Genomic DNA, 15161 nt, shown 5'->3' with positions numbered 1-15161 from the left:
AGCGGCCCGAGTGGGTCGACGGCGCCCGCGCCGCCGCCGAGGCGCTGCTCCGGCTGCACCTGCGCCCCGCGGCCGAGGGCGATCCGCGGCGGCTGGCGCGGGCCTCGCTCGGGGCGCGCGTCTCGGACGCCCCGGCCACGCTCGAGGACTACGGCATGCTGGCCGGTGGCCTGCTCGCCCTGGCCGGCGCCAGCGGGGAGGCCCGCTACGCCGTCATCGCGCGCGACCTCGTCGACGCCTGCCTGGATGCGGCCCGGGGGAGCAGCCTCCCGTTCGCGGTGCCGGGCGGCGCGGAGGACGTGCTCGCCGCGCAGGGCATGGCGCTGGAGCTCGACGCCTCGGAGGGGGCCTACCCGTCGGGGCTCAGCGCCCTGGCATCCGCCGCATTCGAGCTCTCGCTGCTCAGCGGCGACCGCCGGCACCGGGAGGCGGCTGAGGCCGCGCTCGCCGTCGTGGGGGCGACCGCGGCGGAGCGCCCGCTCGGCTACGGCGGGCTGCTCGCACTGGCGGAGCGGCTCCGGCGCCCGGTGGTGCAACTGGTCAGTGTGGTTACAGTCGATGCCCCTACGGGCAGCGCGCCGGACGGGGCCGCCGCGGCGCTGCTCGCCGAGGCGCGGCGGCAAGCGGCATCCGTCTCGGTGCAGATCGCGCTCAGTGAGGCACAGGCGGAAGCCTTCGCCGCGGCCGGCTTCGAGCTCTTCGCGGGTCGCCGGACGCCGGGCGGCCGGGCGACGAGCTACCTCTGTGAGCAGTTCGTCTGCCGGCTGCCCGTGACGGATGCCGGCGAGCTCACCGCGCTGCTGGCCGCGGTACCCGGCGCGGAGGGCGCGCGCCCCCTGCCCTAGCCGGCGCGGCCCAGCTGCCGGGGCGCCCGGCCGAGCAGCCGCCACACGGCGCCGCTCAGGGCGGGGTACTCGAGTGCGATCGCCCGGAGCAGCCCGAACTCGAACTCCTCGGCCGCACCCGGCCGGGCGGCCGGGTGATAGGCGCGGGCCCGCTCCGCGGCCAGCTCCGGCAGCGTGCAGCGCTCGCGCTGCAGGTCGAGCACAACCTGCTCGTCGAGGGTCGGCAGCGTGGGCAGGAAGTGCAACGGTTCCTCACCGAGGGCGCTGTGCAGCTCGATGTCGCGGGCGATCTCGGCCATGGCCAGCTGGCGGAGCGCGTGCAGGCCGGGAGACTCCGGCTCCGCCGTCACCTCGTGTTCGATCCCCGACCCCTGCTTGCCCATGAGCACCCCTCCCGTGCACGCCCGCGGCGGCTGCGGCCCCCGCGGTGCGTTGCTTCTGAGCTGAGCGTATGCCCTTCGGATGTCCGGCAGATGACGAACTGGGTGCGGCCCGGTTTCGCGGGCGACCGGCGCGCCACACGGCGTAACGCAGGCCCTCGCGGCCGCATCCGCCGGCCCGCGGCACCCGCCCACCACGAAATACACTGGACGTATGTCTGAAACCCGTTCCGCGCGACCCAAGGTGCTTCCCGACCTGCTGATCGACCTGATCCTGGTGTTCGCCTTCGTGCTGATCGGGCGCCGCAGCCACGATGAGACCTTCGACCTCGCCGGCACCTGGCAGACGGCGTGGCCGTTCTTCGCCGCCCTGCTGCTCGGCTGGCTCCTCACGCGGGCCTGGCGCTCGCCGGATCGAGTCTGGCCGACGGGCATCCTGATCTGGCTGGTCACCGTGGCCGGCGGCATGGCGCTGCGCGCGCTCTCCGGGCAGGGCACCGACATCGCCTTCGTCATCGTCGCGACGCTCACACTCGGCGCGTTCCTCGTCGGCTGGCGCTTGCTCGGCGTCTGGGTCGAGCGGATCCTGCAGAAGCGTCGGGACGCCAAGGTCGCCGCCGAGGAGGCCGCCGTCGTCAACGCGGCCGCCCAGGCTGAGGCGAAGGCCGCTCTGACCCGGCGGGACCCCAACCACCGCACTCCCGGGCTCTAAACCGCATGAACGTGCTCGAATGGCTTTTTGACGCCCAGCTCGTCATCGGCGACCAGACCATCCTCTGGCGCGAGGTGATCGGCAATGGCTTCGGAATCGCGAGCGCGATCGGCGGGATGCGCCGCAAGATCTGGGCCTGGCCGGTGGGCATCGTCGGCAATGCGCTCTTGTTCACCGTGTTCCTCGGCGCCGTCTTCGGCACGCCGAACCCCGTGAACCTGCTCGGCCAGGCCAGCCGGCAGATCATGTTCATCGCCGTCTCTGTCTACGGCTGGGTGCGCTGGTCGCAGACCCGCCGACGCGTCGACGTCGCAACCGGCATGAGCGTGGCCGTGCAGCCGCGCTGGGCCGGGGCGCGCATCCGGGTGGCGCTCGTCGTGGCGATGGTGGCCGGGACGGCGATCCTCACGCCGATCTTCACGGCGCTGGGCTCCTTCGAGCCGGTCTGGGCCGACGCCTGGATCTTCGTCGGGTCGCTGCTGGCAACCTGGGGCATGGCCAAGGGCTGGACCGAGTTCTGGTTGATCTGGGTGGCCGTCGACATCGTCGGCGTCCCGCTGCTTCTGAGCGCCGGCTACTACGCCTCGGCGATCCTGTTCATCTTCTACGGCGCCTTCACGCTCTGGGGCTTCTTCACCTGGGTCAAGGTGCAGCGCCGCGAGACGCCGGCGGTTCCCGCGTAGCCTCGCCTAGATCAGGCTGCGCAGGAACTCCTCCGGGCTGACCCCGTGGTCGCGGGCGCGACCGAGCAGGCGCGCGTGCTCGTCGACGCTGAGCGTCAGGGTGAGCTCGCGCCACTCGGTGCCGTCGGGCGAGAGCCCGTCGTCGATGTCGCCGAGCTCGTCGAAGCTGAACAGGTCCGGCTGGGTGGCGACGGGGGCGGATGCCGCCGGCTCCGGGCTTGCCGGAGTGCTCGCCGCGGGCGCGCTCGCCGCGGGCGCGCTCGTCGTGGGGACCGCAGCCCGGGCCGGTGCTCCGTCGCGGGTCCAGCCGGGACCGGTCGGCACGGGGGAGCGGTTCTGGAACGCCTCGGACGCGGCGCGCGCCCGGGCGTCCGCCGCCTCGTTCATCGGGTGGTTGGCGTGCCCCTTGACCCACTCGAAGCGGTAGCGGCGGCCGGCCAGGGCCTCGTCGATCTCCTTGAGGATCTCAACGTTCATCACGGGCTTGCCGTCGGCCTTGCGCCAGCCCTTCTTCTTCCAGCCGGGCATCCACTTGGTGACCGAGTTGATCACGTACTGGCTGTCGCAGAGCACGTGCAGGTCCTCGTCGAGGTGCGCGGTGGCGCGGAACAGCTCGAGCACCGCGGTGAGCTCGCCCTGGTTGTTGGTGGCGTGCGGCCAGCCGCCGGCCGCCCAGCAGTCGTCGTCGACGTACCAGGCCCAGCCGGCGGGCCCCGGGTTCCCAAGCGCTGAACCGTCGGCTGAGGCGATAATCGTCATGGGGACAGTCTTTCACTGCCGAGCGGGGATACCGGTCTCGATACGCTCGTCCCTCGCTACTCGACCAGCGGGTTGTGCCCGATACCCCGTTACTCGACCAGCGAGTTGTGCCCGATACCCCGCTTCTCGACCAGCGGGTTGTGCACGTGCCTCGCTAGTCGACCAGCGGGTTGTGCTCGATACCCCGCTGGCTTGAGGGAGCTTGCGACCGAAGCCAAGGTCACAGCGTGGCGGTTGGCCTCAGTCGCTGGCGCTCCTTCGAGCCAACGTGGGGTGCAAGGCAGCCGCCTAGACTTGAGGGCATGACGATCGAGACGATCCCACTGCTCGATCGACTGCCGCGTGCGGCATCCGGGGGCCCTGAAGCAGACAAATACGCCATCGACGCGCTCGAGCCGGATGCCGTCTTCGACGTCTTCGAGGACTGGGTGAAGGACCGCGGCCTGACGCTGTACCCGGCGCAAGAAGAGGCGCTGCTCGAGATCGTCTCCGGCTCGAACCTCATCCTCAGCACCCCCACCGGAACCGGCAAGTCGCTCGTCGCCGTCGGCGCCCACTTCGCTGCGCTCGCCGCGGGCAAGCGCAGCTTCTACACGGCGCCGATCAAGGCGCTCGTCAGCGAGAAGTTCTTCGCGCTGGTCGAGATCTTCGGCGCGGCCAATGTCGGCATGATGACGGGCGACTCCGCGGTCAACCCGGACGCCCCGATCATCTGCTGCACCGCCGAGATCCTCGCCAACCAGGCGCTGCGCCACGGTGAGGACACCGAGGTCGACCAGGTCGTCATGGACGAGTTCCACTTCTACGCCGACCCCGACCGCGGCTGGGCCTGGCAGGTGCCGCTGCTCATGCTGCCGCGCGTGCAGTTCGTGCTGATGTCGGCCACCCTCGGCGACACCCGCGCCATCGCCGACGACCTGAGCGCCCGCACCGGCCGGGAGACGGCCGAGGTCACCGGGGTCGAGCGCCCGGTGCCGCTGCACTTCTATTACGAGACGACGCCGATCCACGAGACCGTCGAGGAGCTGCTCACGACCGGGCAGTCACCGATCTACGTGGTGCACTTCTCGCAGGCCGCCGCCCTGGAGCGGGCACAGTCGCTCTCCAGCGCCAAGATCGCCAGCCGCGAGCAGCGCGAGCAGATCGCCGAGCTCATCGCCGAGTTCCGCTTCACGACGAGTTTCGGCAAGACGCTCTCCCGGCTGCTGCGGGCCGGCATCGGCGTGCACCACGCCGGCATGCTTCCGAAGTACCGCCGCCTCGTCGAGACCCTTGCCCAGCGCGGCATGCTGCGCGTCATCTGCGGCACCGACACCCTCGGCGTCGGCATCAACGTGCCGATCCGCACGGTGCTGCTCACTGCGCTCACCAAGTACGACGGGCAGCGGATGCGGCACCTGACCGCGCGCGAGTTCCACCAGATCGCCGGCCGCGCCGGCCGCGCCGGCTTCGACACCGCCGGCACCGTCGTCGCTCAGGCGCCGGAGCACGAGAGCGAGAACATCAAGGCGATCGAGAAGGCCGGCGACGACCCGAAGAAGCGTCGCAAGATCATCCGCAAGAAGGCGCCGGACGGCTTCGTCTCGTGGGGTGAGCCCTCCTTCCGCAAGCTCATCGACGCCGAGCCGGAGCCGCTCAGCTCGCGCATGCAAATCACCAGCGCCATGATGATCAACGTCATCGGGCGCGGCGGCGATGTCTACCAGCACCTGCACGACCTCGTCTTCGACAACCACGAGCCGTGGCGCAATCAGCTGGTGCTGGCCCGCCGGGCCCTCGGCATCTACCGCACGCTGCGCCAGGCCGGCATCGTGGAGCAGTGGCAGCTGGAGTCCGGCGAGATCCAGATCCGCCTCACGGTCGACCTGCCGCCGAACTTCGCGCTCAACCAGCCGCTGTCGCCGTTCGCGCTCGCCGCGTTCGAGCTGCTCGACCCGGAATCGCCCTCGTTCGCCCTCGACATCCTCTCCATCCTCGAGGCGACCCTCGACGACCCGCGCCCGGTGATCAGCCAGCAGCAGTTCGTCGCCCGCGGCGAGGCCGTCGCGGCGATGAAGTCGGAGGGCATCGAGTACGACGAGCGCATGGAGCTGCTGGAGCAGGTGACGCACCCGAAGCCGCTCGGCGAGCTGCTCGAGGCCGCCTTCGACACCTACAAGTTGGCCCAGCCGTGGATCGCCGACTTCGAGCTGTCGCCCAAATCGGTCGTGCGCGACATGTACGAGCGGGCGATGTCGTTCGGCGAGTTCATCGCCTTCTACAAGCTGGCCCGTTCGGAGGGCGTCGTGCTGCGCTACCTGAGCGACGCGTACCGGGCCGCCCGGCAGACGATCCCCGACGAGTTCAAGAACGAGGATCTGCACGACCTGATCGAGTGGCTCGGCGAGCTCGTGCGGCAGGTGGACTCCAGCCTGATCGACGAGTGGAACGAGATGGTGCACCCGGATGCCGCCGCGCACGCCGCGCACGAGCACGAGGTGGTGCCGCCCGCGCCGAAGCGGCTCACCAGCAACACGCGGGCGTTCCGCGTGCTGGTGCGCAACGAGTTGTTCCGCCGCGTGCAGCTGGCGGCCCGCGACGACGCGGTGGCGCTCGGCGAGCTGGACGGCGAGCACGGCTTCGGCGAGACGGAGTGGGGCGAGGCGCTCGACGCCTACTACGACGAGCACGACGAGATCCTGACCGGGGCGGATGCCCGCGGCGCGGCCCTGCTGCTGATCGAGGAGTCGGCCACCAGCTGGAAGGTTCGCCAGATCTTGGACGACCCCGAGGGCAACCACGACTGGGGCATCACCGCCGACGTCGACCTGGCGGCATCCGACGAGGCGGGCGAGGCCGTCGTGCGCGTGACCGGGCTGAGCCGGCTCTAGCCCCCCCCCCGTTGGGAGGCCGAAGGAAGATTGGGAGGCGGGAACGGGGGCCGGCCGGCCTCCCGATCTTCCGTTCGCCTCCCAACCGGCCGAGAGCTAGCTCGGCGCGTGCGCCTCGAGGAACTGGAACACCTCGGTTTGGTCGACGCCGGGGTAGCTGCCCGTCGGCAGCGCGGCGAGCAGGCTCGTCGGTGTGCGGGCGGCCGGCCAGGACTGCTCCGCCCAGCGCTCGGCGAGATCGGACGGCGCCCGGCGGCAGCACGACTCGTCTGGACAACGGGAGACGGCGCGGTGTGTGCTCTCCCGGCCGCGGAACCACTTGACGTGTGCGAACGGCACCCCGACGCTCACCGAGTACTCGCCCTCCTTGGCCTTCTCGATGCGGGAGGTGCACCAGAACGTTCCGCTCGGGGTGTCGGTGTACTGGTACCAAGGGCTGAAGCGGTCCTCGACGTCGAACACGGTGCGCGCCGTCCAGCTGCGGCAGACGATCGTGCCCTCGACGGCGCCGAGCGCGTCGCTCGGGAAGCGCACCGCGTCGTTCTCGTACGCCTTGATGATGGTGCCGGACTCGTGCACCTTCATGAAGTGCACCGGGATGTCCAGGCGCGCGGTGGCCAGGTTGGTGAAGCGGTGCGCGGCCGTCTCGTAGGAGACGGCGAAGGCGTCGCGCAGCTCCTCCATCGAGATGCGGCGCAGATTCTTGGCCTCGCTGAGGAAGCGCACCGTCGCCTGCTCCGGCAACAGGATCGCCGCAGTCAGGTAGTTCGTCTCGACGCGCTGCTGCAGAAAGTCGGCGTAATTTCGCGGCTCCTCGTGGCCGAGCAGATGGCTGGCGAGCGCCTGCAGGATCGGGGAGCGGGAGTCCCTGGACGCCGACTGCTCCGTCGGCAGGTACACCCTGCCGTTCCGCTTGTCGGTGACGGAGCGGGTCGAGTGCGGCAGATCACCGACGTAGTGCAGCGAGTAGCCGAGGTGGCTGGCCATGTCGGCGACCATCTGCTGGGAGACCGGCCCGCCAGTGTGCCCGACGGCATTGAGCAGTGCGCCCGCCGCGCCCTCCAGCTCGGCGAAGTAGTTGTCGCGGGCGCGCATCGTGGCCCGGAGCTCGGCGTTGGCCCGGCGGGCCTCCTCCGGGGTGGCTGCGCGCTCGCGGTGCAGTCGGTCGATCTCGTTGTGCAGGGTCAGGATCGTCTGCAGGGTCTGGTCGCTGTGCCCTTTGCCCACGCGGAAAGACGGCAGCCCGAGCGCCCCGAAGACGGGCCCGCGCTGGGCACGCTCGACGGCGATCTCCAGTGCGGCGCGAGGGCTCGGCGCCTCGGCGCGGAGTAGTTCGTCCACGCTGGTGTCGAGTGCCTGCGCGATGGTGCGGAGCATGGAGAGGCGCGGCTCCCGCTTGCCGTTCTCGAGGGTGGAGACCTGGCTGGGGGCGCGGTCGATGGCGGCGGCCAGCTGCTCGAGCGTCATGCCGATGGCGGTGCGGCGCTGGCGGATGCGGCGGCCGAGCGTGAGGGCGTCGACGTCGGTGTCGGCATCCGGCGTCTCGACGCCCGTCACAGTGGCGCCGCGCTCGGGCGCCCTCGGCGTCGGACGGGTCGGGTCGGCGGTGCGATCGGCGGTGATCATGAACCGATGCTGTCACGCCCCACCGGAACGCACAAACAGAACAAACACGAAACTTCTGTTTCGAGGTCGGGTCGCTGTTGGCTTCGGTCGCTGGCGCTCCCTCGAGCCAACGGGGCATAGGTCGGCCCCACCCCAGCGCGCTCCCTTGAGCCAACGGGGCAGGGGTCGGCCCTGTCCCGGCGCGCTCCCTTGAGCCAACGGGGCAGGGGTCGGCCCTGTCCCGGCGCGCTCCCTCGAGCCAACGGGCGTGTGCACGTCGGCTCGAGGGGGCCGCGCCGCGAGGAACGAGCAGCGCAGCGCCCGAAGCCGGGGAGCCAACGTGAGACGGGGCGCACCCGCGCGCCAGTGGGGGCAGAGTCTTAGACGCCGAAGACGCGCTCGCCCTCGATGAAGGTCTGCTCGACCGTGGTGAGGCCGATCTCCTCCTTCGGCCCGGCGAACGGGTCGCGGCTGAGCACGGTGAGGTCGGCGAACTTGCCCACCTCGATCGTGCCGGTGATGTCGTCCAGGTGGTTCACCCAGGCCGAGCCGGCCGTGTATGCGGTGAGCGAGCTGGCCAGGTCGATCGCCTGCTCCGGCAGGAACGGCTCGTAGTCGCCCTCCTCGTAGCCGGGCGCCGCCTGGCGGTTCACGGCCGTGTGGATGGCGGCGAGCGGGTTCGGCGTCGACACCGACCAGTCGCTGCCGGCGGCCAGCACGGCGCCGGAGCGGAGCAGGTCGCCGAAGGGGTACTGCCAGGCGGAGCGGGTCGGCCCGAGGAACGGCAGCGTGAGGTCGACCATCTGCGGCTCCAGCGTCGCCCAGAACGACTGCATGTTGGCGGCGACGCCGAGCTCGCGGAAGCGCGGCACGTCCTCGGGGTGAACGACCTGCAGGTGCGCGATGTGGTGCCGGTTGTCGTTGCGTCCGTTCCGCGCGACGGCGACGGCGACGGCGTCCAGGCACTCCCGCACGGCGCGGTCGCCGATGGCGTGGAAGTGCAGCTGGAAGCCGAGCTCGTCGAGCAGCGGGACAGCCTCGTTCAAGATCTCGGGCGGCACGAAGCTGATGCCCGAGTTGTCGCTCGGGTGCCCGTGCCCGTCGGAGTATGGCTCGAGCATCGACGCGGTGAAGTTCTCGGCGACGCCGTCCTGCATCACCTTGACACTGGTCGCGGTGAAGCGGCCCGAGTGCACCTCGGCCCGACGCGCCACCAGCTCCTCGATCTGCTCCAGGCCGCGGCTGCGATCCCACCAGAGCGCCCCGACGACGCGCCCGGTCAGCTCGCCGGAGCGGGCCGCAGCCAGATAGCTCGGGGCCGGGTCGTCGGCATCGCCGTAGCTGCCGACGATGGCATCCTGCCAGGCCGTCACCCCGTGCGAGTGCAGGTAGGACTGCCCGGTGAGCAGCGCCTCGCGCATGCCGGCGGCGCCCACCTTCGGCAGCAGCCTGTTGACCAGTGTCATCGCGCCCTCGTGCAGCGTGCCGGACGGCGTGCCGTCGGCGAGCCGCTCGATGCGGCCGTCGGCCGGGTCGGGGGTGTTGCGGTCGATGCCGGCCAGCTGCAGGGCGCGCGAGCTGACCCAGGCGCCGTGGCCGTCGCGGTTGGTCAGGAAGGCGGGCCGGTCGCCGACGATGTCGTCCAGGTCGGATGCCAGGGGGGTGCCGCCCGGGAACACCGACATGCTCCAGCCGCCGCCCAGGATCCACTCGGTGTCTGGGTTGTCGCGGGCGTGCTCGGCGATGAGCGAGCGGTACTCGGTGCGCGTGTTGGCGTCGGCCAGGTTGCAGCGCATGAGGTCGAGCCCGCCCCAGACCGGGTGCACGTGCGCGTCTTGGAAACCGGGCACGAGCAGGCGGCCGGCCAGGTTCACCAGCTCGGTGTGCGGGCCGATCAGCTCGCGCACCTCCTCATGCCCGACGGCGATGATGCGCCCGCCGCGGACGGCGACGGCGCTCGCCGTGGCGCGCACGGTATTGGCGGTGAAGACGGTCCCACCGGAGAAGACGAGGTCGGCGTCTGTACTGGTCATTGCTGCTCCTTCGGGCTGGCAGTGGTGGTGCGGAGCTTGTCCTGGGTTCGAGTGTTCTTAGCTTCCCGCCATGGTGCGCGCGATCTGCGTGGCGGAGTCGCCGGCCCGCCGCAGCACGACGGCCACCATGGCGAGGGCGAAGAGGGTGAGCAGCAGCATGATCGTCGACACGGCGGCGATCTCGGGTCGGAGCCCGCTGCGCAGGGCGCTCAGCACGTAGACCGGCCACGGCGTCGTTCCGGACACCTGCACGAAGGCCGCGACGATGGTGTTGTCGAGGCTCAGCGTGAACGAGAGCAGGCCTCCGGCGAGCACGGCGGGCAGCGCGAGCGGCAGGGTGACCCGCCAGAAGGTGCGCAGCGGCGGCGCGTACAGGTCAGCGGATGCCTCCTCGAGTTGTGCGTCCAGGCCGACAAGCCTGGCCCGCACGATATACGCGACGATCGCCGTGGAGAACAGGGAGTGCCCGATGACGAGGCGCACGATGCCGTCGCTGAAGATGCCGAGGCCGAGGTCCTGGCCGAGGAAGACGAGCCAGGGCAGCAGCGCGACGGCATCCACGATCTCCGGGGTGACCGAGACGAGCAGCAGCAGCCCGATGAACCAGAACACCCATTTGCCGGGGCGCCGGGCCATGGCGATGCCGGCCAGCGTGCCGAGCGCGGTCGCGAGCAGCGCGGCGACGGCGCCCGTGCGGATCGACACCAGGACGGCATCCCGGATCGCCGGCTTCGTGACGATCGCGGCGAAGGAGTCGAAGCCGAAGTGATCCCAGGAGACGAGCAGCCGGCCCACGTTGAACGAGTAGGCGATGATCACGATGATCGGCGCGAACAGGAACAGGAAGACCGCGATGCTCCAGACGGTGAGGCCGATGTCGGCGGCCGAGCGCCGGGTGCGGAACCGGCTCCGCGAACGGGACCCCTCGGCGACCGCGATGGCGCGGGTGGCATGCAACTCGGTCATGATGCGTCTCCCAACACCAGGCGTCGACGGGAACGGGCCGGCCAGGTCAGCAGCCAGAGCAGCAGCGCCCCGGCGGCGACGGTGAGCGCGATCACCAGGATCAGCAGCACGGCCATCGCCGAGCCGAGCGCCCAGTTCTGCGCTGTCTGGAACTGGCTGGCCACCAACTGGCCGATCATGTTGCCCTTCGCGCCGCCGAGCACCGTCGCGGTGATGTAGTCACCCATCAGCGGGATGAAGACGAGCAGCACGCCGGCGACGATGCCGGGCTGGGCCAGTGGCACGGTGACCTGGGTGAAGGTGCGGATGCGGTTCGCGCCCAGGTCCTTGCTGGCCTCGCGGAGGGAGCCGCCCACCCGGTCGAAGGCGACGAAGAGGGGCAGGATCATCAGCGGCAGATAGTTGTAGACGACGCCGATGAGCACGGCGGTGCGAGTGTAGAGCAGCTCGAGCGGCCCCTCCTGCAGGCCGACGGCCTGCAGCAGCGTGGACAGCCAGCCCTCGGGCGCGAGGATCACCTGCCAGCCAATCGTGCGCACCAGGAAGTTGGTCCAGAACGGCACCATGACGAGCGCCAGCAGCAGCCCGCGCCGGTTCATCGGCGCCTTCACCGCCATCCAGTACGCCACGGGGCCGCCGATCACCAGGCAGAGCGCCGTGCCGGCCAGCCCCACCCAGAGCGTGTTGACGAAGGTGGCGAAGAACGTGGGCGAGAGCGCCTCGATGTAGCGGTCGAAGGAGAGCACGTCGTTGGCGTGCGTGCCGAAGATGCCCGGCTTGTAGCCGAAGCTGAACCAGAGCACCATGCCGACGGGCGCGACGAAGAAGAAGAGCAGCCAGGCCCAGGCGGGGAAGGCCAGGAGCGGCGCCGGCAGCCGGCGCGGGGCGGAGGGGCTTGCCATCAAGCGCCCGCTGCGGCCTTGGTGTTGTTCCAGATGTCGACGATGCGCTGCTGGGCCTCCGTGACCTTGCCGGTGTGCATCGTGGCGATCTGCTCGGGGGAGAAGAAGACCAGGTCGAGCATCTCGATGCCGGCATCCTCTGCCGCCGTCTGGATGTCGAGCGCGCCGGTGTGGTAGCCGATGTAGTCCAGCTCGGAGAGCGAGTTCTCCGGGGTGAGCACGAAATTGATGAAGGCGTGCGCGGCCTCCGGGTGCGGCGCGCCGGCGGCGATCGCCCAGTTGTCCATCCAGAGCTCGGTGTCGGGGGCTCCGAGCACCCACTGCCAGCGCTCCGGGTCGGGGCTCTCCTGGATTCCGATGCGGGCGTCGCCGTTCCAGACCTGCATGAGGGCGTGCGTCGCCTGCGGGATCGCGGCGCCGCCGGGGTAGGAGTCGAAGGCGGTGACGTGCGGGGCGAGCTCGTTGACGAGGAAGTTCTCGCAGGCGTCGAGCTCGGCGGGGTCGGTCGTCATCCAGTCGATGCCGTTGGACCAGAAGTAGATGCCGGCCAGCGGGGCCGGGTCGTCCAGCAGCGACGTCTTGCCGCTGGCCTCGTTCTGGGCGGCGTCGATGAAGTCGTCCCAGCTGGTGAGCTCGCGGGTGATGACGGTCTTGTCGTAGACGAAGCCGGTCGTTCCCCAGGCCTTGCAGATGGTGTACTCGTTGCCGGAGTCCCAGTCCTGGCCGAGGAAGGCCGGGTCCATGTACTGGATGTTCGGGATGAGGTCGCGGTTGAGCTTGGTGAGCAGGCCGTTCTCGATCATCTGCGGGATGAACGGGCCGGTCGGCACGATGATGTCGTAGCCGCTGGTGCCCTTGGCCGCGACGAGCTTGGAGATCATCTCCTCGTTGGAGGCGAAGGAGTCCAGGGTGATGGCCGGGCCGAGCGTCGACGTGAAGTCCTCGAGCACGCTCGGGGCGTCGTAATCGCCCCAGGTGTAGATGGAGAGCTTGTCCTCGAGCGGGCCGCCGGAGGCCTGGGCGCTGCTGCCCGCGTTGCTGCCCGGGCTGCTGCACGCCGCCAGGAATAGGGTGCCGCCCGCGGCGGCGGCGAAGCTGAGGAAGCGCCGGCGACTGAGCTCGCGGGCGATGATCGGGGCCGCGGATGAGCTGGCGAGAATGCGCAGGGGGGAACGTTCAGCGGTCATGAGTGGTCCTCCAAGGGGGTTGCCGGTGCAGGGGTTGCCGGTGCAGGGGTTGCCAGTACGGGGGAAAGAGTCGGCGGCTCGACGTGCGCGCTGTCTGGCAGCTCGTCCGCGGCGAAGAGGATGACGGAGTCCGGGCTCCAAGAGCACCAGACGTCGTCCCCGATGGCGAGCCTCGGCGCCTCGGGGGTGGGCCGGCGGACGAGCAGGCTCTGCGTGTCGGTGCCGTTGCCGCCGCCGAGTTGCACGAGGTACTGCATCGTCTCGCCGAGGTGGGAGACGCCGATGAGCGTGCCGGCGACCCGGTTGGAGCCGTCGGCACCACCCACGTCTGCGCCGGTGGATGCGGCATGCGCGCCGCCCGTTCGCGCGCTGATCTGCACGAACTCGGGGCGCACGGCCGCCTGCGCGGCGGCGCCGACTCGAAGGCGGGGGGTGCCGGAGGCGATCTTCGCCGCCCGGATCAGGCCGTGTGCACTCCGCAGCAGGGTGGCGCCCGGCTCGTCGCCGACGATGGTGCCGGTGAGGAAGTTCTGCTGGCCGACGAACCCGGCGACGTAGGCCGTGGCCGGTGCGGCGTAGATGGTGTCGGCGTCGGCGAGCTGCTCGATGTGCCCGTCGCGCATGATGGCGATCCGGTCGCTCATCGAGAGCGCCTCGCCCTGGTCGTGCGTGACGAAGACGAAGGTGATGCCGAGGCGGGACTGCAGCAGCTTGAGCTCCAGCTGCATCTCCTCGCGCAGCTGCCGGTCGAGCGCGCCGAGCGGCTCATCGAGCAACAGCACGGCCGGCCGGTTGACGAGTGCGCGGGCCAGGGCGATGCGCTGCTGCTGGCCGCCGGAGAGCTGTGTCGGCTTGCGGTCGGCGAAGCGGCGCATCTGCACCATGTCGAGGGCCTCGGCCACCCGCTCGCGGATCTCGGCCTTCGGGGTGCGCTTCTGCTGCAACCCGTAGGCGACGTTCTCAGCGATGCTCATGTGCGGGAACAGCGCGTACGCCTGGAAGACGGTGTTGACGTTGCGGCGGTACGGCGGCTGGCCGAGCACGCTCTGGCCCGAGATGAAGATGTCACCGGCATCCGGGTGTTCGAAGCCGGCGATCATGCGCAGCGTCGTGGTCTTGCCGCAGCCGGAGGGCCCGAGCAGGGAGATGAATTCACCAGCCGCGATGTCGAGACTCAGATCATTGACGGCCGCCGTGTCGCCGTAGAACTTGCTGATACCCCTCAGCTCGATGGCCCCAGTGCTGCTCTGCGCGCGTGACGCACTCGCATTTGCATGGTCGTCGAGAACGGTCACCGGCACCTCCATAGCTGCAGTTGTAGAGGTCATTCAATCGTTGAAAGTGGTTTTGCACAATGCATTCCGTTGCGAGAGGGCCAGCTTTTTGCTGAGACCGTCGAAATCGGGCCGTTCGGCCGTCGAAAGCGGAGGAGTTCCGCCGGACAGAAATTCCGCGAAAGTTCACCCCCGGATCCGTCGGGTGCAGCTGCCCGCGGCGGCGCAGAGTGGGTTCAAGCCAGAACCGAGACGGCCAGAACCGCCCGTCTCACCCGCACCGTTCGAAGGAGAACACCATGACGCACGCCAGCACCAGCCCCGAGGCGTTCCCCCAGTCGGCACGGGCCGGTGACCAGACGCAGACCGCCGAACAGCTCGAACTCGAGTGGGCGGCCGACCCGCGATGGGAGGGCATCCGCCGCGACTACACCGCCGCCGATGTGATCGCTCTGCGTGGCCCGGTGCGCGAGGAGCGCACGCTCGCTCGGCGCGGTGCGGAGAAGCTGTGGGGCGAGATCCAGAACAACGGCACGCCGGAGGACCCCCGCTGGGTGGCCGCCCTCGGCGCGTTGACCGGGAACCAGGCGGTGCAGCAGGTGCGGGCAGGCCTCAAAGCGATCTACCTCTCCGGCTGGCAGGTGGCCGCCGACGCCAACCTCTCTGGCCAGACCTACCCCGACCAGTCGCTCTACCCGGCCAACTCGGTTCCGGCCGTCGTGCGCCGCATCAACAACGCGCTGCTGCGTGCCGGGCAGATCGAGTTCGCCGAGGGGGACCCCTCGACGTCGACCGGCTCCACCGACGCGGACCCCATCGACTGGATGGCGCCGATCGTCGCCGACGCCGAGGCCGGTTTCGGCGGACCGCTGAACGCCTACGAGCTGATGGCGTCGATGATCGAGGCCGGGGCGGCCGGCGTGCACTGGGAGGACCAGCTGGCCA

The 15161-nt window shown here is 70.4% G+C and carries 11 protein-coding genes and 2 pseudogenes; 5 read left to right on the top strand and 8 right to left on the bottom strand.

Going from position 1 to position 15161, the window contains the following annotated elements; genetic code table 11:
* Positions 1-845 (top strand): annotated as a pseudogene (locus GY24_RS17725) (thioredoxin domain-containing protein); the annotation flags it as partial.
* Here GY24_RS17725 and GY24_RS14900 read toward each other — a convergent pair.
* Positions 842-1228: a hypothetical protein gene (locus GY24_RS14900; RefSeq protein WP_104477091.1), complete on the bottom strand. Its 387-nt coding sequence runs from the start codon at positions 1226-1228 to the stop codon at positions 842-844. The pseudogene GY24_RS17725 and the gene GY24_RS14900 overlap by 4 nt on opposite strands.
* A 211-nt stretch (positions 1229-1439) precedes the next feature.
* Between GY24_RS14900 and GY24_RS14895 the strand changes: the two genes are divergently transcribed.
* Together GY24_RS14895 and pnuC are read left to right on the top strand one after the other, a co-directional pair.
* Entirely contained in the window at positions 1440-1937 is a 498-nt protein-coding gene (locus GY24_RS14895) for a DUF3054 domain-containing protein (RefSeq protein WP_104477089.1), read from the top strand.
* Positions 1938-1942: 5 nt separating this feature from the next.
* Positions 1943-2620, top strand: coding sequence for a nicotinamide riboside transporter PnuC (pnuC, locus tag GY24_RS14890; RefSeq protein WP_104477087.1), 678 nt, complete (start codon positions 1943-1945; stop codon positions 2618-2620).
* A gap of 6 nt (positions 2621-2626) precedes the next feature.
* On the opposite strand, the gene GY24_RS14885 is transcribed toward pnuC, so the two are convergent.
* Entirely contained in the window at positions 2627-3379 is a 753-nt protein-coding gene (locus GY24_RS14885) for an RNase H family protein (RefSeq protein WP_104477085.1), read from the bottom strand.
* Between the two features lie 302 nt (positions 3380-3681).
* Here GY24_RS14885 and GY24_RS14880 point away from each other — a divergent pair, with 302 nt between their 5' ends.
* Positions 3682-6249: a DEAD/DEAH box helicase gene (locus GY24_RS14880; protein WP_104477084.1), complete on the top strand. Its 2568-nt coding sequence runs from the start codon at positions 3682-3684 to the stop codon at positions 6247-6249.
* A 96-nt stretch (positions 6250-6345) separates the two neighbouring features.
* On the opposite strand, the gene GY24_RS14875 is transcribed toward GY24_RS14880, so the two are convergent.
* From GY24_RS14875 to GY24_RS14850, 6 genes are all read right to left on the bottom strand, one after another.
* The gene (locus GY24_RS14875) at positions 6346-7875 is read right to left on the bottom strand and encodes a helix-turn-helix transcriptional regulator (RefSeq protein WP_104477082.1); all 1530 of its coding nucleotides are present in this window, start codon (positions 7873-7875) and stop codon (positions 6346-6348) included.
* 359 nt (positions 7876-8234) lie between these two features.
* Complete coding sequence (locus tag GY24_RS14870; RefSeq protein WP_104477080.1) at positions 8235-9887, bottom strand: amidohydrolase; 1653 nt, start codon at positions 9885-9887, stop codon at positions 8235-8237.
* 57 nt (positions 9888-9944) lie between these two features.
* Complete coding sequence (locus GY24_RS14865; protein WP_083365193.1) at positions 9945-10853, bottom strand: ABC transporter permease; 909 nt, start codon at positions 10851-10853, stop codon at positions 9945-9947.
* Positions 10850-11755: an ABC transporter permease gene (locus GY24_RS14860; RefSeq protein ID WP_104477078.1), complete on the bottom strand. Its 906-nt coding sequence runs from the start codon at positions 11753-11755 to the stop codon at positions 10850-10852. Before GY24_RS14860 ends, GY24_RS14865 begins: the two co-directional genes overlap by 4 nt.
* Positions 11755-12942: an extracellular solute-binding protein gene (locus GY24_RS14855; RefSeq protein ID WP_104477076.1), complete on the bottom strand. Its 1188-nt coding sequence runs from the start codon at positions 12940-12942 to the stop codon at positions 11755-11757. Before GY24_RS14855 ends, GY24_RS14860 begins: the two co-directional genes overlap by 1 nt.
* Positions 12939-14270, bottom strand: coding sequence for an ABC transporter ATP-binding protein (locus tag GY24_RS14850; protein WP_233279396.1), 1332 nt, complete (start codon positions 14268-14270; stop codon positions 12939-12941). The genes GY24_RS14855 and GY24_RS14850 overlap by 4 nt, the downstream gene beginning before the upstream one ends.
* Before the next feature lie 245 nt (positions 14271-14515).
* On the opposite strand from GY24_RS14850, the pseudogene GY24_RS14845 reads away from it, so the two are divergent.
* Positions 14516-15161 (top strand): annotated as a pseudogene (locus GY24_RS14845) (isocitrate lyase); the annotation flags it as partial.

It is taken from the genome of Microterricola pindariensis (genome assembly GCF_002936985.1).
Lineage (GTDB): Bacteria > Actinomycetota > Actinomycetes > Actinomycetales > Microbacteriaceae > Microterricola > Microterricola pindariensis.
Note: the sequence above shows the minus strand (reverse complement) of the source record. Positions and strands in the feature narration are given on the sequence as shown.

Excerpts from the sequence above, each read along its gene's own strand:
- GY24_RS14900 (WP_104477091.1), bottom strand. The coding sequence starts at position 1,228 with ATGGGCAAGCAGGGGTCGGGGATCGAACACGAGGTGACGGCGGAGCCG.
- GY24_RS14895 (WP_104477089.1), top strand. The coding sequence starts at position 1,440 with ATGTCTGAAACCCGTTCCGCGCGACCCAAGGTGCTTCCCGACCTGCTG.
- pnuC (WP_104477087.1), top strand. The coding sequence starts at position 1,943 with ATGAACGTGCTCGAATGGCTTTTTGACGCCCAGCTCGTCATCGGCGAC.
- GY24_RS14885 (WP_104477085.1), bottom strand. The coding sequence starts at position 3,379 with ATGACGATTATCGCCTCAGCCGACGGTTCAGCGCTTGGGAACCCGGGG.
- GY24_RS14880 (WP_104477084.1), top strand. The coding sequence starts at position 3,682 with ATGACGATCGAGACGATCCCACTGCTCGATCGACTGCCGCGTGCGGCA.
- GY24_RS14875 (WP_104477082.1), bottom strand. The coding sequence starts at position 7,875 with ATGATCACCGCCGATCGCACCGCCGACCCGACCCGTCCGACGCCGAGG.
- GY24_RS14870 (WP_104477080.1), bottom strand. The coding sequence starts at position 9,887 with ATGACCAGTACAGACGCCGACCTCGTCTTCTCCGGTGGGACCGTCTTC.
- GY24_RS14865 (WP_083365193.1), bottom strand. The coding sequence starts at position 10,853 with ATGACCGAGTTGCATGCCACCCGCGCCATCGCGGTCGCCGAGGGGTCC.
- GY24_RS14860 (WP_104477078.1), bottom strand. The coding sequence starts at position 11,755 with ATGGCAAGCCCCTCCGCCCCGCGCCGGCTGCCGGCGCCGCTCCTGGCC.
- GY24_RS14855 (WP_104477076.1), bottom strand. The coding sequence starts at position 12,942 with ATGACCGCTGAACGTTCCCCCCTGCGCATTCTCGCCAGCTCATCCGCG.
- GY24_RS14850 (WP_233279396.1), bottom strand. The coding sequence starts at position 14,270 with ATGACCTCTACAACTGCAGCTATGGAGGTGCCGGTGACCGTTCTCGAC.